This window comes from Novosphingobium rosa NBRC 15208, from assembly GCF_001598555.1.
Lineage (GTDB): Bacteria > Pseudomonadota > Alphaproteobacteria > Sphingomonadales > Sphingomonadaceae > Novosphingobium > Novosphingobium rosa.
In genome coordinates this window covers 29,295-48,966 of record NZ_BCZE01000044.1, presented here as the reverse complement: position 1 = coordinate 48,966, position 19,672 = coordinate 29,295, and the positions used below count along the sequence as shown (strand labels likewise).

Here is a 19,672-nt window from a genome sequence, read left to right as displayed (position 1 = left end):
AAAAATCAAGGAACCTCATCATGCGCGCATGGTTGCTGGAGAGCCAATCGGGGCCCTCTTGCCTGAAGCAGGTCGAGATCGACAAGCCTCGGCCCAAGGAAGGCGAAATTCTGGTCAAAATGACCGCACCGGGGGTGGTGCCCTTTGATGTTGCAGTCATCAACAATGAGAATGAGGCGAATTTCCCGCCCTCCAACCTGCCCTTGGTGCCTGGCAACCAAGGGGCCGGTGTGGTGGAGGATGCCGGTGCGTCAAAGCGGCTGAAGGCTGGGGATCGCGTCATGTTCGGGGCCTTCCCCTATGGCTTCATGCGGGCCGGCAGCTGGGCTGATTTTTGCGCCGTCGAGGAGATCCATGCCTGGAAGATCCCTGACGCAGTGCCCGATGGCGCCGCAGCCCAGGCTGCGGTGGCCTATCCCACGGCCTATCGCGCCTTGATCGAAGCAGGCTTTGCGCCGGGCAAAACGGTGTTGGCACCGGGCATTGGCGGATCGGTGGGCAATGCGGCCTATCAATTGGCGCGCGCGTTGGGGGCTGCCAATGTGATCGGCACCACCAGTTCGACCGCCAAGGCCGAGCTTGCGCGCGCTGCCGGCTTTGCCAATGTGATCGACACCTCGCAGCAGACGATGGCCGAAGGGGTTCACGCCCTGAACGGAGGCGAAGGCGTGGACATCGTGATCGACTCGATCGGCGGCCAGGTGATTGCCGAGGCGGCGAAGTGCATCAAGCGCTACAGCAAGATCATCACGCTGGGCTTTGCCGCCGGACGGCAGTCCACCATCACCCTGGCGGATCTGATCCTCTATCGGGGAAGCATCCAGGGCTATGGCGTCTACACCTGCACGCCCGAGGAATGGGCCGATGCCTGGGGCGTCTTCACCGACCTTGCCGATGACGGCAAGATCAGGCCCCTGTTCGACCGCAGCTTTCCCTTCGAGCAGGCGGCGGCAGCGCTTGAGTATGTGGCCAAGGCCCGGCCCTTCGGAGGCGTGGCCCTCACGATCTGAGCGGAGCCTGTTCCAACTTTGCCAATCCGGCGGTGCCATGCACAAGGCACCGCCGGATTTTTTTGGGTCCACATCGCGCTGCATCTGTCATGCTGGGACCATTCCTTCTGGGCAATCTGGCCGCTGCATCGCCGCCAGGTGATCCGGCCCACGCCGGCCAAAGAAGCGGGCCAGCTTGCGCTGACCCGCCCCCCTGCTTTGTTCTGGACGGTGTATCAGCGTCCGAATTTGGTGGAAAACTGCAGCACGATCTCCCGCCCGCGTGAGACTGTGGCGAAACGGTCGCCCAGTACGCTGCCGGTTGCCGCGCCTGTGCCACTGCCGGTAAAGGGCACGTCGGGCGCTGCCGCGAAGTAATATTTGCTCGTCAGATTGCGGCCGATGACGGCAAACTGCCAGCGCTCATCCTCCGAACCGAGGCGAATGCCCGCATTGAGCAGGGCATAGGCCGGTTGCCGGCTGTTGGGCGCATCGGTGGCATCGGTCAGATAGCTGCTGGAATAGGTAACGTCTCCATTGAGGCCCAGTTTCAGACCCGAGCCAATGACCGTGTCATAGGTAAACCCGGCCGAAAGGTTCCACAAAGGTGCTCGCGGAACGGGCTTGCCAGCCAGACTCTGCACATCACCAAGCTTTGCTGTGCCCACAACCGAGGTATAGACGCCATTGGTGCCGGTGTAGGAACAACCCAGCGCCTGGCTCTGGCCATTATAGCATGGCGCGCCGGGAAAGCTGGCGTAAACCGCGCGATTGTAAGCCGCCGCGCCGTTCAGAATAAGACCATGAACGGGGGTGCGGATGGTGATGTCCGCCTCGACACCGTTGATCTTCGAGGAAGCGGCATTGCGAATCGTGCTGGTCGCGTCGGTGAATTCCACCACTTGCAGGTTCGAAACCAGATAGTGATAGGCCGCCACATTGAAGAGCACCGTTCCATCGAACAAGCGGGTCTTCACGCCACCTTCAAAACCCTTGATCGTCTGCGGTTTGTAGCTGAGATCGATGTTTCCACCACCGAGATCCACCGAGCTGGAATTGAAACCGCCCGACAGGAAACCATGTTTGTACGAAGCAAAGACGGTCAAATTCTGACTCGGGCGATAGTTGATCGTAGCCTCGGGGGAAAAATCATCCCATGCCGCATGATCCAGGGCCAAACCGCCATTCGCCACCGAGACGATGGTCGAGCTGTCGAGAACATTCGTCCAGGCTCCGGGCCGACTGTCGCTCAGGCCGCCGCCATCACGGATATCGGTCAGGCGCTTGGTCTCATGCGTATAGCGACCGCCAGCGGAGATTTCGACCTCGGGGATCGGCTTGAAACTGGTCTGAAGGAAAGCCGAATAGGCCTTGCCTTCCTGCGTGAAGGAATAGGCATTGATCTGGGCCGGCGTGGTTGGGCCGCCAAGACCAGGTGACACCGAATCAAGAAGCGGAAAGCCCGTTGCGAAAAGATAGGTCAGTGATCCGGTCTTGGCCCAGGTGTCGCTGAAGTACAGGCCCGCGGTGAAATTCAACGGTCCGTCGAACTTCGTCGCAACATTCAGTTCCTGGGAAAATTCCCGATCCTTCATGGTGTTGCAGCTGGGCAAAGCCAGGGCATAGCTGTTTTCGTAATTCTGGCACTGCGTCAGATTGACATAATAGAGGCCGGTCGCCGAGGAGATGTCGATCTGGCTGCTGGGATGATAATGCATCACAAAACCGGAGAGCAATTGCTCCTGATTCTGGAAATTCTGACCATCCTTGCGGAAGTGGTTGCCTGTCCCTCCCAACTGCGACATCAGAGGGCCATAACCGGCATTCACCACCTGCGAACCGGCCTTGCATTCGCTGTTATCCGGGTTGACCGGGAAGAAGGAGAATTGCCGCGCACCAAGCGGGCAACTTACAAATTCCTGTGCGCTGGCCGGACCATTGTTGGTCGTCTTGCCGTAGGAAACCTTCAATTTCGCGTCGAAATTGGACAGCGCATTGTACTTGACCGTGCCGCGCAACCCCCAATTGTTATCCCGTGGACTGCGAGCGGTGTTGAAATATACCGAATCGCGCGGTGTCTGGTCCGTCAAATAGCCATCCATATGCGAGAACAGCCCGGCCACGCGCACGGACAGGCCATCGGCAACCGGCCCGGACACATAGCCCTCAGTGCGTACTTCACGCGCATAGGGCTCATAGCTGACCTTGGCCCCTGCCTCAAACTTGTTGGTGGGATCGGCAGTCTGAATGTTGACGATACCAGCCATACTGTTCTTACCGAAGTAAAGTGCCTGAGGGCCTTTATAGACTTCCACCTGAGCCTGATCGAAATCGCTCATGCGGCGAACCGTCGATTTCGCGACCTGAATACCATCGATATCGAATGATACCGCCTGATCACCAAAGGGATTGCTGTCAGGCCCCGCAATACCGCGAATGGATATTTCACCACCCTGAACCGATCCGCCCTGCGGTCCGATCAGAAGCTGGGGCACGGCACGGGCCAGCGAATCCAGATTGGTGATGCCCCGGCTTTCGATCATCGTCTGGTTCATGGCCGTCACCACAACCGGCACGGCGATCAGCGATTCACCGCGCCTCCGCGCCGTGACGACAATGTCGGAACCGGCTGGCGCCGCCGCCGGGCTGGCGCCGTCGGCAGGCGCGGATGGAGTCTCATCGCCAGGTGCCGCATCGGCATGAGCCAAGGCAGCCGTGGCGGGAAACGCTCCGATGCATGCGGCGCCACACAACAAGGCCGCAATAATGCGTTGTTTGATCATCGAATCCCCTCTCATTTATATTTTTGGGAAAAAATCGAGCCACGCAAGAAGCAGGCATTACCACAACCAAATTACGGCGGCGGTTTCTGCCCTATCAATCATCTGCTATGCCATATCCCTCATCATTCAATATCGAAAAGACGCCGGTTTTTGGAGAACGATATCTAGAATTTCACCTTCAGGCAAATAACCCTGTCGATCAAAGCAAGTCTCCCGATATTCTCTCCGTTCTTTTCCTGGAATCCTGTCCGGTGTGCATGTCTCTGCGGAAATCTGGCCGTTCAAGCATGGAACATGGCCATGCCGCGCGCCCGGCTCACACGGTTTGCGGTGCTGAGGCAGGCGCCACTTGTGCAGCCAGGGTGAAGGCGGCCAACAGCTCTGCCTTTCGCTCTTCATAGGCTTCGAAAGCCGCATGCTTGACCGGCCCGTAGCCTCGCACTTCCAGCGCCGCACCGGCCAATTCGATGGCCATGGACACATTGGCCTGGTTCAACCTGGCCAGCACCTGCCGCATCATCGCGCGATAATCCACGATCAGGGCGCGTTCCTTGCGCCGCTCGGTCATGTACCCGAACGGATCGAAAGGGGTGCCGCGCAATCCCCTGAACCGGGCCAACACCCGAAACACCGGCATCATCCAGCCTCCCAGTTCGCGCTTGCGCGGGCGGCCTGCGGCATCCTGGCCGCTGAACAGCGCCGCTGAAGCCAGATGGAAGGTCAGCTTCAGATCGCCGTCAAATTGATCGCGCAGGCGGGCCATGAAGGTGGGATCGGCATAGAGGCGCGCCACCTCATACTCATCCTTGTAAGCCATCAACCGGGCCAGGGTGATCGCGATCTCGCGCACCAGCAGCTGCCCGCCTTCCAGCGACCGCGCCGCCACGGCAGCCTGCGCCTCCTCGACAAAGCTCGTATAGCTCTGTGCATAAGCGGCATTCTGATAGTCCGTCAGCAAGGCGGTGCGGCTCGCCAGAATATCGCCCAGCGACATATCTTCCAGCTTGACGCTGGTCGGCGAGATCAGTCGATAGAGATCCTCGGGGCGCTCCGCCGCGAGCCGGCCAATCGCGAAGATCCGCAGATTGCCCTTCACGAACGTACCATTCAGGCGGATCGCCTCCTCCAGCGATTCTACCTTCAGGGGCAGCAGGCCCTTTTGCGCAGCATAACCAAGCATCAGCACATTGGTGCCAATGCTGTCGCCCATCAACGCGGTGGACAACCCGCTGGCATGCAGCGCGCAGACATCGCCACCGGCAAGCGCGCGGCTCACCGCCTGGATCAGCGCGCCATCGTCATAGCTGACATCGCGGTTGCGCTGGAACTCGCCGGTCGGGCTGACGTCGGCGTTGACAATCGCGGTGGTCTTGCCCGGCAGCACGGTCTTGAGGACATCCTGACTTGATCCCACGATGGCATCGCAGGCCAGCACAACATCGGCATGGCCAAAGCTCAGCCGCGCGGAGCTTAGCGCATCGGGGCTGGCCGCGATGCGGATGTGCGAGGTCACGGCGCCGCCCTTCTGCGCCATGCCGGTCATATCGAGCACGGTGCAACCCTTGCCTTCAAGATGCGCGGCCATGCCCAGCAAGGCGCCCACCGTCAGCACACCGGTGCCCCCCACGCCCGCGACCATCATCCCAAAGGTATGATCCAGGGGCGCAACCTTAGCCCTTGGCAGATCTACAAGCATCGCTTCCAATTGCCCGGCATCGCTCGCGATCCTGGTCGCCACCGTGGCGCCCTGAACCGTGACGAACGAGGGGCAGAACCCCTTGAGGCAGCTGAAATCCTTGTTGCATGTCGATTGGTCGATCCGGCGCTTGCGGCCCAGTTCGGTGTCCAGCGGTGTGATGGCAATGCAGTTGGACTGCACCGAACAATCGCCACAACCCTCGCACACGTCCTGATTGATGAAAACACGCTTGTCGGGGTCGGCATAGGTGCCGCGTTTGCGGCGCCTGCGCTTTTCCGTGGCGCAGGTCTGTTCATAGACGATGGCCGAAACACCCATGGTTTCGCGCAGCGCCTTTTGTACCACATCGAGATCAGCGCGCGGCCGCAACTCGACCCCGGCCGGCAGCTGGTCTGCGGTGTATTTGGCAATGTCATCCGACATCAGCACCACAGGGCGTACCCCCTCGGAAATCAGCTGGCGTACCATATCCACCGGGGAGATATGCATCTCCACCGGCTGCCCCCCGGTCATGGCGACAGCATCGTTGAACAGCAATTTGTAGGTGATGCGCGCGCCCGCCGCCACGGAAGCCCGGATCGAGAGTATGCCCGAATGGGAATAGGTGCCATCGCCCATGTTCTGGAACATGTGCTCGCGCTCCACCAGCGGGCCGACCGCCAGCCAGGGCATCCCCTCGCCCCCCATGTTGACCGGCAGCATAGTGTTGCGTTCGGGCATGACATAGGCGGCCAGCCCCTGGCAGCCCACGGCGGCCATGGCCTGACTGCCTTCGGGCACCTTCGTGCTGGTGTTGTGCGGGCAGCCAGCGCAGTAAAAGGGCGGGCGCACCCTGCCTCCGCCATAGAGCACCGCATCGGCCTCCAGCCGGGCGAAATGCTGCCAGGCCGCCTCCACCGCCTGATCCGCAAGGCCGAGTTCACGCAGCACCGCCATCAGCCCCTTGCGGATGATCGCAGGATTAAGTTCGCCCACTTCGGGCAGCAGGGCAGATCCTTGCAGACTGCGCTTGCCCGCTAGATCCGGGCGCTGGTCCGCAGGCGCAGCATAGAGCAGGCGGGCCAGTTGGTCCTCGATCACCGGCCGCTTTTCCTCGAGCGACAGCAGCGCCCGGTAGCCTGAGGCAAAAGCCAGCGCCGCCTCTGGCTCCAGCGGCCAGATGAGACCGGGCTTATAGAGGCCGATGCCAAGCGCGTGGCAGCGCGCCTCGGTCAGGCCCAGATCGGCCAGCGCCTGGCGCAGATCGAGATAGGCCTTGCCCGCCGCCACCAGCCCAAGCTGGCGGCGCGGCGGATCGATCAGCACCCGGTCGAGCGGATTGGCTCGCAGGAAGGCATGGGCCGCTGGCAGGCGCTGCTGCACCGTGATGGCCTCAAGCTCCAGCGGGGCCGGTGTGTAGCGCACATTGATGCCACCGGACGGCAGGCTATGCTCGGGCGTAACAAAGGCGCGGTCGAGATCCGGCAGCTCGACCGAGGCGGTGAGGTCAAGCGTGTCGGTGATGCATTTCAAACCCACATAAAGCCCGCTGTAGCGCGACAGCGCCCAGCCATAGAGGCCGAATTCGATAATCTCATCCACCGTGGAAGGGTAGAGAACCGGGATAAACCCCGCGATCAGCGTGTGTTCGGACTGATGCGCGCTGGCCGAGGATTTGCCGCCATGATCGTCACCGGCCACGACCAGAACACCGCCTTGCGCCGCTGCCCCTTCGAGATTGCCCAGCTTCAGCGCCTCGCAGGCGCGGTCGACACCCAGTCCTTTGCCGTACCACAGGGCAAAGACCCCTTCGAATGCGGATTCCCCGAACCACGCCAACTCCTGCGTGCCGCGCACCGATGTGGCCGCCAGTTCCTCATTGAGGCCGGGCACGAAGCGGATGTCGCAGGCGTTGAGATCCTTTTCCGCCGCCCAGAGCGCCGCATCATAGACCCCCAGCGGCGAACCACGATAGCCCGAGATGAAACCCGCCGTTTTCAGACCCGCAGCGCGATCCCGCCGCGCCTGATCCATGGGCAGGCGAACCAGCGCCTGATTGGCCGAAAGGAACACTCTGCCCGAAGTCAGCGTGTATTTGTCATCGAGAGATACGACAGACTTGGTCATGATATGAGCCATAATTCAGGAAGAGGGCGAAACAGGCCGGGCCGACGTCTTCGGCTGGCCGCGTTTCAACGGGATGCACCCGCCATCGGATCTTGGCCACCCTGATTGCCGCTGTGGAACAGGCGCCTTGCAAGTACCGGAAACTGTGACCGGGAATTGATCGTCTATAGCGAAAGGGCAAACACATGGGGAGATGCCAAGATGACAAGTGGTCCGCTGGTCGGGATCAGGGTGGTCGAATTTTCGGGTTTGGGGCCCGGCCCCTATGCTGGCATGTTCCTTTCCGATTTGGGCGCTGAGGTTATTGAAATCGCGCGGGAAGGCGCCAGCCCGCCGAGAAACTTCCGCAATGATTCGCGCGGCCGCAAGCGCATCTGCCTCAACCTCAAGTCGCCCGATGCTGTCGAGACCTGCCTGCGCCTGATCGAAAAGGCCGACATGACCTTCGAGGGCAACCGCCCTGGGGTGATGGAGCGGCTCGGGCTTGGGCCAGAGGTCATGCTCGCGCGCAACCCGGCGCTGGTCTATGGCCGCATGACAGGCTGGGGCCAGCATGGCCCGCTGGCTCATGCCGCCGGCCACGACATCAATTATTTCGCCCTCACCGGCCTGCTGCACGCGATCGGCACTGCCGAGCGTCCCGTTCCCCCGCTCAATCTGGGCGCGGATTTCGGCGGCGGCGCCATGTTTCTGATCGCCGGGATGTTGGCCGCCCTGCTGCATGCCAGGCAGACCGGCAAGGGGCAGGTTGTCGATACAGCCATGACCGATTGTGCCTCCTATCTCGGCTCCCTGTTCCATGATTTCCAGAGCGCCGGACTATGGTCCGACACACGCGAGGCCAATCTGCTGGACGGCGGTGCTCATTTTTACGGCAATTACGAATGTGCCGATGGCAAATTCGTGGCGATCGGCTCGATCGAGCCGCAATTCTACGCCTTGCTGCTGGAAAAAACCGGCGCCGCCGACAAGCTGCCCCATGCCCAGATGGACACCGCGCACTGGTCGACGATGCGCGCCACCCTAGGCGAGGTCTTTCGCACCAAAACCCGCGACGAATGGTGCGCACTGATGGAAGGCACCGACGTCTGCTTCGCCCCTGTGCTGACCTTGAGCGAAGCCCGGAGCCATCCGCATCATCTTGAGCGCCAAACCTTCATCGAGGCGGATGGCGCCACGCGGGTTGCCCCGGCTCCGCGTTTTTCGGAGACGCCGGGCGCGATCCAATGGGCGCCATCGGAGCGGGTCTGGAAGGCGGAAGAGATACTCGCGGGCTGGTAGCCGGATCTGGCGGTTGCCCTTGCCCAAGGACAACCGCCACCGCGGCCATCGCGGTTACTTCAGCCAGCTTTGCCCAAGCTGCTCTTTAAGCGCCGCCAGCCCGCGACCGATCCGCAGCGTCTCGTCATCGGAAAGCTGGCCGCTGAAGCGGATCGCGGAAATGCCATAGCCCAAGCCGCGCTCCGCATCGGTGAAGGCCACGGCCACCGTGGTCACACCGGGGGCGAAATTGTTCTGATCGACCGCATAGCCATCGGCTTTGCAGCGCTCCACCTGCTCGCGGTATTGTTCGAAGCTGGGCGGCATTTCCCAGCGCACCTTGCCCAGTTCGGCGCGAATCTCTTCGGCCGTCAGCCCCAGATCCGCGGCAAAGGCACGCCCCACTGCGCCGACGTAAAGCGGAAGGCGCTGCCCCACCGACATATGAATACGCATCAGATGCTCGGCCTCGATAAAGCCGGCCAGGACGATGCGCTTCTCGTCGATTTTCCGCCAGAACCCCACAGCCACGCCATGCGCCGCGCCGAATTGCGCCAGCATCGGCTGGATCAGGACAAAGGTGTTGGCCGGATCCAGCGCGCGCCGCGCGAGCATGATCGCGCCCCCGCCCAAAGAATAGCATTTGGTGGCCGCATCGAAGAGAACAAAATCCTCATCGCACAGTTGCTTGAGGAATTTGAAGCAGGAGCTGGGGGCAATGCCTACCTCGCGGGCAATCGCATTGACTCCCAACGGGCGCCGGTTTGCCGCCAGGAACCGAAGGATGGCGATGGCCTGCCCTATGACACCCAGCTTGGGCAGAGAGGCGGCCGGCGCCTCGGTCGCATCCATCGGCGGTTCGAGCGAAGTGTCCATTGTACTTCTGCCATCTCCGACAAGGCGCCCGCCACGCCATTTCAAACATCAGTTGGACGGGTTGAGAAACTTGCCCGCAAAGCATCGCGAAAACACTCGATTTAGGCAGCACCACAACAGAAGGACATAATCATTGCCTGTGGCGATAGCTCCACCAGGCGATCAGCCAAAGGTGATGGCGATCTTCCCGAAATGTTGCTGCGCCTTGAAGCATGCAAAGGCTTTCGGCAAGTCTGCCAGGCTAAAGACCGAATCGATCTGGGGCCGCAGCTGGTGCATCTCGATAGCCGTGATCATCGCGGAAAGATGTTGACGGCTGCCAACCGTGATCCCCGTAATGCGGCGGTTGGGGTGGATCATTTCGGCAGGCGGAAATTCGATCGGCTTGCGGCTGAGCACGCCCACCAGGCACAGGTGGCCGCCCGTACGCAGAGCTTTCAGCGATTGGGAAAGGTCGCCGCCTGACACTTCGACCGCATGATCGACACCGCCGTCCGACAGTTTGCGTACCGCCTCGCCCCAGCCCGCCTCGGTGCGGTCGATGACATGGCATGCGCCCAGCGCCTTGAGCCGCTCGACCTTCTCCGGCGATCCACTGGTGGCGATCACTCGCGCTCCAGCCATCCGCGCAAATTGCAGAGCGAACAAGGCAACGCCGCCACTGCCCTGCACCAGCACGGTTTCACCAGGCCCGACCCCGCCTTCAACCATCAGCGCACGCCAGGCGGTCAGGGCGGCACAGGGCAGCGTGGCACTTTCCACCGCAGATAGGCCTGCGGGCGCCCGCACAAAGCTGGTTTCAGAAAGCGTCACGTGAGTCGCGGCGAATCCGTCGACATGGTCTCCGCGCATGCGGCTCACCGCCCCGCGCGTGGGGGCGCCATCGATCCAGTCGGGGAAGAACGTTCCCACCACCCGGTCCCCCGGCGCGAACCGGCTGACATCGGGACCGCAGGCTTCGACAATCCCCACGCCATCGGAAAGGGGAATGCGTCCGGCGGGGGCTTTCAGCGTGCCCGCGACCACCAGATAATCATGGAAATTAAGGGAGCTGGCTTCAACCCGCACCAGCACTTCATCGCGCTCCGGCTGGCGCGGATCAAGCGCTGTCCAGGCCAGAGAGCCGATGGTTGGCTCGGCGCTGAGCTGATACTGTCCTGGGGTCATCCATGTCGTCCTTTCTTGCGGGTCGGGCAGGCGCATCTTGGGCGCCTGCCTCCGGTCTGAAGAGTCAGGGGATCAAGGCTGTGCTTGACTCACCATTCCTAATGAGGAATATTCATTCACGATATGGCAAATATGCCAGTCACCGTTTCAAAACAAGCCCACCGCTTTGGAGACTCGCTCAAGCGAGGCCGGCAGGTGGGTTGGGAGAGAGCGACGTCATGGAAAAGCTTTTCGCTGGATTGAGCGCGCAAACGCCAATGGGAGCCCTTTCGTATGAAACGCTGATGAAGCGGGAATTCTACGAGGGCGATCTTGAGAGTGCGACCGGTGACTTCAACGGAGTGGATGTCGACAAGGCGTTGAGCAACCCTCTGTCCATCACCCGGATCACCACCCGCAACGAACTGACCTTTCACCGTGGCCCCCAGCATATCCGCAAGAACCGGGTTGGCATTCGCGTGCTGTGGTTCGTGCTGAGCGGCGCGGTAAAGATCGTGCGCGCCACGGGCACCACAGAGATCGTGGCCGGGCATGCCGGCTTTCTCGATTCGGGTGTGCCCTTCAACGCCGCGCTGAAAATGGCGCCGGAAGGCTATCACTCCTCGTATCAGGTGATCATCCCGGCCGATCTGTTCATGAACCACCTGCAGGAGGCCGAGCGCTTTTCCGAACCTTTCAGCCTCGACAGCCGTGACGGCGAGATCGTGCGCGGCGTGCTGGATTTCCTGGCCCGGCATGGCGACAAGCTGAGCGACAAGACCGCGCTCTCGCTGGCCCATGCACTGCTCGATGCCACGGCCGATCACCTGCGCAACAGCGGGGTGGAGATGCCGCGCCGCCAGAAGCTGATCGACCGGCGGCTGGCCGACATCGAAAACTACATCAAGATGAATCTGGCCGACCCGGAACTGAGCTATGACCGGGTAGCGGTCGCCTGCGGGATTTCGCCGCGCTATCTGTGCTTTCTGCTGAAGGCCAACAACACCTCCTTTTCCGAACTGGTCTGGAAGAACCGCCTGCCCAAGGCCCGTGACTGGCTGGTTTCGCCCACCACGCGTGACTATCCGATCCATGAGATCGCCTATATGTCGGGCTTTAAGAGTGCCGCGCATTTCAGCCGCATGTTCAAGGCGACCTATGGCATGCCGCCCCGAGAATTCCGCACTCAGCATCTGCAGACCTCCAGCAAGTCGGCACACGGCCAGGACGAACGCCCCACCTATTACGAGAGTCAGGAGCTCCAGGCGGCCTGACTGTCCCATGAAACGCCGGGATCGGATAGCGACGACTGTCCGATCCCCGGACCACTACCGCCTCAGGCAAGGCGGTTGACAGCCCGAGACAAAGCACATCCCGCGCCAATGCCTATGCTGGCCTGACCGCAAGAGGATGGAGCCATGATGCCCGCAACCAGCGCAATCGACCCCCTATGGGTGTGGGGCGAAGATGCCGATCAACCCCGTCTGCTGCACAGCATGCTGCGGATCCGCGATGTGGATGCCGCCTTGCGCTTCTATTGCGATGGTTTGGGCATGCGTGTGCTCGACCGTTACGATATTGCGGCGGGGCGCTTCTCGATCCTGTTCCTGTCTTATGCCGGCTACCGCGACGGGCCTGCCGCGCTGGAACTGACCTGGAACTGGGACAGGGATGAAGACTATACCCATGGTTCGGGTTACGGCCATGTCGCCATCGGCGTCCCGGATGTTGCGGCGATGTGGGCAAGGTTGCCAGCCTATGGCGGCCAGCAGGGCTCACCGCCCAAGGCGATGATGCCCGGAGCGCCGGAGCTGGCCTTCGTGCGCGATCCTGACGGCTATGCCATCGAGCTGATCCAGATCAACCGTGCCTCGACGGCTGGGTAACCGGCCATGTCGGCGCTGCTGGTCCAGCTGGAAGCCATTGTTGGCCCGCGCGGCATCCTGAGTGGTGTGGATGTCGCATCGCGCAGTTGCGATCCTTTCGACCATGTTCCGCCCGCTTCGGCGGCGATTCTGCGCCCTGCCTCGACCGAGGAACTCTCGCGGATCGTGGCGCTGTGCCATGCCGCTGGCCAGCCGCTGGTGATGCATGGCGGGCGCACGGGGGTGGCAGGCGGCGCGCTGGCCGGCGCGGATGAGCTCGTCATCTCGCTTGAGCGCATGGCCAGGGTGATCGCGGTCGATCCGGTGGGCGGCACGCTCACCGTCGAAGCCGGCGCCACCATTGCTGCCGTGCAGGCGGCGGCAGCGGAGCACGGCCTGCTCTATCCCATCGATCTGGGCTCGAAGGGCAGTGCCACGGTGGGGGGCACCATCTCCACCAATGCTGGCGGCAACCGCGTGATCCGCTGGGGGATGACGCGGCACAATGTGCTGGGGCTGGAAGCCGTGCTGGCCGACGGCACCGTGGTTTCGGCGCTGAACACCTTCCTGAAGAACAACACCGGCTATGATCTCAAGCAGATGTTCATCGGGTCGGAAGGCACGCTGGGCATCGTGGCGCAGGCCGTGCTGCGGCTGGTGCCTGCCCCCTCTTCGCAGAATCTCGCGCTGGTTTCGCTCCGATCCTATGATGATGTTCTTGCGCTGCTGGGCCGCGCGCGCCAGATGCAGCACCTCTCCGCCTTCGAGGTCATGTGGCAGGATTACTATGGCTTTGTCTCTGGCCATGACCCGACCCGCAGGCCCCTGGCCCCCGATGCGCCCTTCACCGTGCTGATCGAGACAATGGGCCAGGATGAAGCCGCCGACAGCAAAGCTTTCGAAAATTGTCTGGCCCAAGCCCATGAGGCGGGGCTGATCCTTGATGCGGTGATGGCCTCCTCGGGAAAGCAGATCGCGGATCTCTGGCGCGTGCGCGAAGGGTCAGAAGTGCTGGTGCGGCATATGAGCCCGTTCCTCTCCTTCGACATCAGCGTCGATATCCGGCGCGCTGACGATTTTGTGGAAGCCACAAGGGCCGCATTGAAGGAACGCTTCGGCACTTGTCGGATGGTAAGCTTCGGCCATCTCGCCGACAGCAACATCCATATCGGCGTACACATCGGCCCTGACACCCTCACCCGCGCCACCCAGATCGAGGCATGCGTCTATGGTCTGGTCGCCCGGTTTGGCGGCGCGCTGACCGCCGAGCACGGCATCGGCATGACCAAGCGCGACTTTTTGCCCCAGCATGTCACCCCCACCGCATTGGCAACCATGCGGCGCCTGCGCGATGCGCTCGATCCTGATCGCCTGCTCAACCGCAGCGTGCTGTTCTGAAGTCTCTGGCTGCAAGCTTTCTTGTCCGCCAGCCTGCAATGCTGGCCGCGCCAGAAGCTTCCATGCGATACCCAGCCTCACACAAAGAACAGATCTGAGGATGACAACTGCAATGAGTGAAAACGCCGACGCGATCCGTGAAATCTGCGACAGCATCATTCGCAGGATTGACCGCTCCTATGTCGCCGAATGTGGCAAGCGCAATGAAATGCCGCAGAAGCTTTGGGACATCTGGGCCGAAAGCGGCCTGCTGTCGATCGGTCTTCCCGAGGAATATGGCGGTTCGGGCGGCCATCTCTCGGATCTGGTGCTCGCGCTGGATATTTTGCACCAGCATGCGCTGCTGCTGCCTGTCTCCGTGCCCAACTTCATGTCCCGCGAACCGCTGCTGCGCCATGCCAGCGAAGAGCAGAAGCGCCGCTATCTGCCGCCCACGGCCACCGGCGAGGCCTTTTTCAGTTTCGGCATCACCGAGCCGGATGCCGGCACCAACACCTTCAAGATCAAGACCACCGCCATCCGCCAGAGCGACGGCACCTTCCTGCTGAACGGCCAGAAGACCTATCAGACGGCCTTTGTCGAATCCGCCAATTGCCTGCTGGTCGCGCGCACCGAGCCCTATGATCCGGCCAACCGCACCAAGGGGCTCTCGCTTTTCATCCTCGATACCAAGCTGCCCGGCATTTCGGCGACGCCGATGGACATCGGCATGTATCTGCCCGAAAAGAACTATCAGACCTATTTCGACAATGTGGTCATGCCTGCGGACGCACTGGTGGGCGAAGAGGGCAAGGGGCTGAAAATCCTGTTCGACAGCCTCAATCCCGAACGCCTGCTGGTGGCGGCGATGAATGTGGGTCAGGCCGATTACTGCATCAACCGCGCAGTGGAATATGCCAAGGTGCGCGCGCCTTTCGACACGCCGATCGGCGCCTATCAGGCCATCCAGCATCCGCTGGCACGGGCCAAGACCTATGTGGAGGCGGCGCGCACCATGATGTATCTCGCCGCCAAAAAGCATGATCGCGGCGAGAATGTAGGGGTGGAGGCCAATATGGTCAAAATCCTCTCCTCCGAGGCTTTCAAGATGGCGGCGGAAATCGCCATGACCACCTTTGGCGGGGCGGGCGTCGATGTGTCGCAGGATATCCTGCCCTTCTACATCGCGGCCCAGAACAACACCGTAGCGCCGGTCAACAACCAGATCGTCCTCAGCTTCATCGCCGAAAAGGTGCTGGGCCTGCCCAAGGCCTATTGACCCCTTCCGTCATGGAGAACCCCGCGCGAACCCGTCTTCGCGCGGGGTTTTTCCGTTTTAGGCCGGACAGAACGGCGTGATCGTGGAGGCCGTGGCCATAAAGAAGGTCGACAGGTCAAAGGCATCGGTCATCGTCATCAGCGGCGTGCCGGCGCGGGACATCAGCTCCGCCGAGACGGCTGCCGGATCCTCGCATTCCAGCTCATAGATCGCCAGATAGCGCCATTGGCCGCCCTCGCTCAGGCGGAAACGCTCGGCGCCCGTCACCCCTGGCACCTTGAGCACATCGGGCAGATGCACCGTATCGTACCAGTGGTTGAAATCATCATCCCGGCCATCGACCGGATTGGCCAGAACCAGCAATTTGTGTTGTGCCATTGTCGTGCTTCCTGCTGTCAGAGGGAAAGGGATGGCCCGCTCAGCGCCGCCTGCTCGATGCTGGCCAGCAGCCTGTGCCGGGCCACGGCGGCGGGGAAGTCTGTCGCCGTGGCGCTGCCGCTGCGCAGATCCTCCGACAGCCGCCGGTAAAGCTGGGCGACATTCAGCGCGGGGCCGTCGATCCCGGGCGGCACCCAGCGGTATTGCGCGGGGATTTCGAGACGCCGCAGCTGCTTGTCCGATCCAAAACCGGCGCTGAGCGTCAGCGCGAAAATCTGGGCATGGCCTCCCTCGGCCTCAAGCCGCAGCTCGCCCCTGGTGCCATGGATTTCCCAGACGAAATTACGCCCGCGCGCCGTGCCGCCCCGGTAATGCACCGCAGCCACCGCGCCGCTTTCCAGCGTGCCGGTGACGGCGATCTGATCGGGCACATGCTTGTCGAGCATTTCGCCCGTATCGGTCCGGCGTACTTTGGGCAAGCGGATCGCCGTCTGGGCCGAAAGGGCGGAAAACTCGCCCAGGCAAAAGCACAGGGCGTCGATGGCATGGCCGAAAGGGATGGTCATCAAGGTGGCGCCATGGCGTCCATCCAGCAGATAGGTGTTGGGCGGATCGACCCAATCACCCCATTGAAGGCCGGTGCCAAACATGGTCGTCGACAAGACCTCGCCGATCTCCCCGGCAAGGACCAGATCGCGCAGATAGGCAATCGGCGGCGCGCAGCGCGCCTGCAGCCCGACCACGCCGCGCACCCCGGCCTGCTTCACCAGGTCCACCATGGTCTCGGCCTCGGCCAAGCCATTGCCCAGCGGCCATTCGCAATAGACATGCTTGCCCGCCAGCGTCGCGGCCCGCACCAGCTCAAGGTGGTGCGGCACTTTCACCGTCACGGCAACGACATCGACCTGCGGGCAGGCCGCCAGCGCCGTCGCCGAAGCAAAGCCGCGTTCAGCCGGAAGGCCAATGTCCGCCGCTGCCGCCAGAGCAGACTCCTGACGCGTGGTGGCCACACCCACGATGTCATACTCGGGCAGGCCGCGCAAAGCGGGCACATGGGCCAGCGCCGCCCAGCTGCGCCCGGCTTCATAGCCGATCAGGCCAACACCAATTGTCTTTTCCGTCATGTCTCACATCCCTGCCAGTGCCGATGTGCCGCCGCCATCGACCACGAATTGCGAACCGGTCGAGAAGCTCGACTCGTCGCTCGCAAGATAGAGCGCCATATTGGCAATCTCGCGCGGTTTCCCCAGCCGGCCCATCGGGACCATCTCCAGCAGGGCCTTGTCGAGGGCCGCATTGGCTTCGTCCGTGGCGCGCCAGGGCGTGAAAATCGGCGTATCGGTGGGGCCCGGGTGGATCGAATTGCAGCGGATCGCCAGCCCCCGCCGGGCGAAATTGACGGCGATGGATTTGGTCATCTGCATCACAGCGCCCTTGGTGGCCGAATAGCCGCAATCCGCAGCCGTCGCCAGAATGGCCGCATTGGACGAGATGTTGATGATCGAGCCGCGCGCCCCGCCCGGATTGCGCTGCATCGCCAGCCCGCCATGCTTGCAGCCCAGCATCACCCCGGTGCAATTGATCGCAAACAGCCGGTTCCAGCGCTCCAGATCGATGGTTTCCAACGGTCCGGTCCCCAGAATGCCGGCATTGTTGACCACCACATCGAGCCTGCCATGGGCGGCCTCGACCGAACCGATGGCCACGCCCCATTGCTCTTCCTGGCTGACATCGAGCGGCAGGAAGCGGGCACCGGTTTCATCGGCCAGCTGCGCGCCGCGCGCGCTGTCCACATCCCCGAATGCGACGGTGGCGCCTTCCTCGATAAAGCGGCGGACCATGGCCTCGCCCAGTCCCGATGCTCCGCCCGAAATGAAAGCGATCTTTCCTTCCAGCCTGCCCACGCCCGTCTCCTGCGGTCTGTCGCGGTCACGCCGCAGGGGCCAAAGTGGGGCGGCAAGAGGCCCAGGGCCACTGGAAAAACAGGCGCCCCATGGTCAACACAGCTGCAAGCAAGCCGTGTCACCGGCGCAGGCAAAAGCCCGGCTCACAACAATGCTATTCTTCTGCCTTGCAACAGTTCTGGAGTCCGAGATGAAGATCCTGGTGCCCGTCAAGCGGGTGATCGACTACAATGTGAAGCCCCGCGTGAAAGCGGACGGCACGGGCGTCGACCTTGCAAACGTCAAGATGAGCATGAACCCTTTCGACGAGATCGCCGTCGAAGAGGCGATCCGGCTCAAGGAAAAAGGCCTGGCCAGCGAGATCGTGGTGATCTCGATCGGCCCGGCCAAATCGCAGGAAACGCTGCGCTCCGCGCTGGCCATGGGCGCCGACCGCGCCATTCTGGTGGCCACCGAAGATCAGGCCGAACCGCTGGCGGTAGCCAAGATCGTCAAGGCGGTGGCGGATGAAGAGACGCCCGGCCTGATCATCACCGGCAAGCAAGCCATCGATGACGACAGCAACCAGACCGGTCAGATGATTGCCGCGCTGCTGGGCTGCGGCCAGGGCACCTTTGCCAATGCCATCAGCGTGGAGGGCGAAGCGGTGACGGTCACGCGCGAGATCGATGGTGGGCTGGAAACGGTCAAGCTGGCCCTGCCTGCCGTGATCACGGCGGATTTGCGCCTCAACGAACCGCGCTATGCCAGCCTGCCCAGCATCATGAAGGCCAAATCGAAGCCGCTCACCACCAAATCGCCAGCGGATTATGGCGTGGACACCACGCCGCGCCTCAAGACCCTCAAGGTCAGCGAGCCGCCGATGCGCAGCGGAGGGGTCAAGGTGGCCGATGTCGATGCGCTTGTCGCCAAGCTTGCCGAACTGGGAGTAGCGTAAATGACCAGAACATTGGTTTGGGTAGAGCATGACGGCGCCAGCATCAAGGATGCCACCCTTTCCGCGGTGACCGCCGCGGCGCAGCTTGGCGAGGTTCATGCTCTGGTGGCGGGCCACAACATTGATGGGGTGGCCGATGAAGCGGCCAGGATCACGGGGGTGGCCAGGGTTTTGAAGGCCGAAGGCGCCGCCTATGCCCACGGACTGCCGGAAAACATCGCGCCGCTGATCGCCGGGCTGCTCGCCGATCACGATGCCTTCCTCGCCCCGGCAACGACCACGGGCAAGAACATCGCGCCGCGCGTGGCCGCGCTGATGGATGTGGCCCAGATCTCCGAGATCCTCAGTGTGGAAGGGCCCAAGACCTTCACCCGGCCGATCTATGCGGGCAACGCCATTGCCACGGTGGAAAGCAGCGATGCCAGGCTGGTGATCACCGTGCGCGGCACCGCCTTTGCCAAGGCCGATCCGACAGGCGGCGAGGCGCCGGTCGAAAGTGTGGCCGGACCCGGCGATGCAGGCCTGTCGAGCTATCAAGGCGCGGACATCGCCAAAAACGAACGCCCCGAACTGACGAGCGCCAAGATCGTGGTATCGGGGGGCCGCGCCCTCAAGGATGCCGAAACCTTCGCCGCCACGATCACACCCCTGGCGGACAGGCTGGGCGCCGCCATCGGCGCCAGCCGGGCCGCAGTGGATGCCGGCTATGTGCCCAATGATTATCAGGTTGGGCAGACCGGCAAGATTGTCGCACCGCAGGTCTATATTGCCATCGGCATCTCGGGCGCGATCCAGCATCTGGCGGGGATGAAGGATTCCAAGACCATCATCGCCATCAACAAGGATGAGGACGCGCCAATCTTCCAGATTGCCGACATTGGCCTGGTGGCCGATCTGTTCACCGCCGTGCCGGAGCTGGCGGCGAAGGTCTGACAATCCATTGGGACAAGGCGCAAAAGCGCATCTCAGCCGGGCACAGCCTGCCGCCTTGCGGCAAGGCCTGTGCCCGGCGAGCTTTCAAATCCCTTCAACACCCGCCAAATTTTTCGCGCTTGGGGTTGCGGCGCCAAAGC

At 62.4% G+C, this 19,672-nt stretch carries 15 protein-coding genes; 8 read left to right on the top strand and 7 right to left on the bottom strand.

The features are described 5' to 3' along the window. Positions 1-20 precede the first annotated feature (20 nt). Positions 21-1,010: a quinone oxidoreductase family protein gene (locus tag SR3_RS17385; protein ID WP_068088998.1), complete on the top strand. Its 990-nt coding sequence runs from the start codon at positions 21-23 to the stop codon at positions 1,008-1,010. Positions 1,011-1,225: 215 nt separating this feature from the next. Here SR3_RS17385 and SR3_RS17380 read toward each other — a convergent pair whose 3' ends face one another. Both SR3_RS17380 and SR3_RS17375 read right to left on the bottom strand, forming a co-directional pair. Beyond that, positions 1,226-3,772: a TonB-dependent receptor gene (locus SR3_RS17380; RefSeq protein WP_068088996.1), complete on the bottom strand. Its 2,547-nt coding sequence runs from the start codon at positions 3,770-3,772 to the stop codon at positions 1,226-1,228. A 316-nt stretch (positions 3,773-4,088) separates the two neighbouring features. After that, entirely contained in the window at positions 4,089-7,577 is a 3,489-nt protein-coding gene (locus tag SR3_RS17375) for an indolepyruvate ferredoxin oxidoreductase family protein (protein ID WP_068089054.1), read from the bottom strand. Positions 7,578-7,778: 201 nt separating this feature from the next. Here SR3_RS17375 and SR3_RS17370 point away from each other — a divergent pair, with 201 nt between their 5' ends. Next, on the top strand, positions 7,779-8,858 hold the full coding sequence (locus SR3_RS17370) for a CaiB/BaiF CoA transferase family protein (RefSeq protein WP_068088993.1): 1,080 nt from the start codon (positions 7,779-7,781) through the stop codon (positions 8,856-8,858). A gap of 54 nt (positions 8,859-8,912) precedes the next feature. On the opposite strand, the gene SR3_RS17365 is transcribed toward SR3_RS17370, so the two are convergent. Together SR3_RS17365 and SR3_RS17360 are read right to left on the bottom strand one after the other, a co-directional pair. Then, complete coding sequence (locus SR3_RS17365; protein WP_068088988.1) at positions 8,913-9,713, bottom strand: IclR family transcriptional regulator; 801 nt, start codon at positions 9,711-9,713, stop codon at positions 8,913-8,915. A gap of 162 nt (positions 9,714-9,875) precedes the next feature. Beyond that, entirely contained in the window at positions 9,876-10,916 is a 1,041-nt protein-coding gene (locus SR3_RS17360) for a zinc-dependent alcohol dehydrogenase family protein (protein ID WP_245653964.1), read from the bottom strand. A gap of 248 nt (positions 10,917-11,164) precedes the next feature. Between SR3_RS17360 and SR3_RS17355 the strand changes: the two genes are divergently transcribed. From SR3_RS17355 to SR3_RS17340, 4 genes are all read left to right on the top strand, one after another. Further along, positions 11,165-12,133: a helix-turn-helix transcriptional regulator gene (locus SR3_RS17355; RefSeq protein ID WP_169805656.1), complete on the top strand. Its 969-nt coding sequence runs from the start codon at positions 11,165-11,167 to the stop codon at positions 12,131-12,133. Between the two features lie 144 nt (positions 12,134-12,277). After that, positions 12,278-12,745, top strand: coding sequence for a VOC family protein (locus SR3_RS17350; protein WP_084455670.1), 468 nt, complete (start codon positions 12,278-12,280; stop codon positions 12,743-12,745). A 6-nt stretch (positions 12,746-12,751) separates the two neighbouring features. Then, positions 12,752-14,122, top strand: a complete 1,371-nt coding sequence (locus SR3_RS17345; RefSeq protein ID WP_068088981.1) for an FAD-binding oxidoreductase — start codon at positions 12,752-12,754, stop codon at positions 14,120-14,122. A gap of 112 nt (positions 14,123-14,234) precedes the next feature. Continuing rightward, the gene (locus tag SR3_RS17340) at positions 14,235-15,380 is read left to right on the top strand and encodes an acyl-CoA dehydrogenase family protein (protein WP_068088978.1); all 1,146 of its coding nucleotides are present in this window, start codon (positions 14,235-14,237) and stop codon (positions 15,378-15,380) included. A gap of 57 nt (positions 15,381-15,437) precedes the next feature. Here SR3_RS17340 and SR3_RS17335 read toward each other — a convergent pair whose 3' ends face one another. The 3 genes from SR3_RS17335 to SR3_RS17325 are packed head-to-tail and all read right to left on the bottom strand — an operon-like array spanning position 15,438 to position 17,662. Then, positions 15,438-15,758, bottom strand: coding sequence for a DUF4286 family protein (locus SR3_RS17335; RefSeq protein WP_068088975.1), 321 nt, complete (start codon positions 15,756-15,758; stop codon positions 15,438-15,440). Positions 15,759-15,775: 17 nt separating this feature from the next. After that, positions 15,776-16,882 carry a Gfo/Idh/MocA family protein gene (locus SR3_RS17330; protein ID WP_068088972.1) on the bottom strand — a complete coding sequence of 369 codons (1,107 nt, stop codon included), beginning with the start codon at positions 16,880-16,882 and terminating at the stop codon, positions 15,776-15,778. A gap of 3 nt (positions 16,883-16,885) precedes the next feature. Further along, entirely contained in the window at positions 16,886-17,662 is a 777-nt protein-coding gene (locus tag SR3_RS17325; RefSeq protein WP_068088971.1) for an SDR family oxidoreductase, read from the bottom strand. 190 nt (positions 17,663-17,852) lie between these two features. Here SR3_RS17325 and SR3_RS17320 point away from each other — a divergent pair, with 190 nt between their 5' ends. Together SR3_RS17320 and SR3_RS17315 are read left to right on the top strand one after the other, a co-directional pair. Next, the gene (locus SR3_RS17320) at positions 17,853-18,599 is read left to right on the top strand and encodes an electron transfer flavoprotein subunit beta/FixA family protein (protein WP_068088969.1); all 747 of its coding nucleotides are present in this window, start codon (positions 17,853-17,855) and stop codon (positions 18,597-18,599) included. Further along, on the top strand, positions 18,600-19,532 hold the full coding sequence (locus tag SR3_RS17315) for an electron transfer flavoprotein subunit alpha/FixB family protein (protein WP_068088966.1): 933 nt from the start codon (positions 18,600-18,602) through the stop codon (positions 19,530-19,532). The last annotated feature ends 140 nt before the right edge of the window (positions 19,533-19,672 follow it).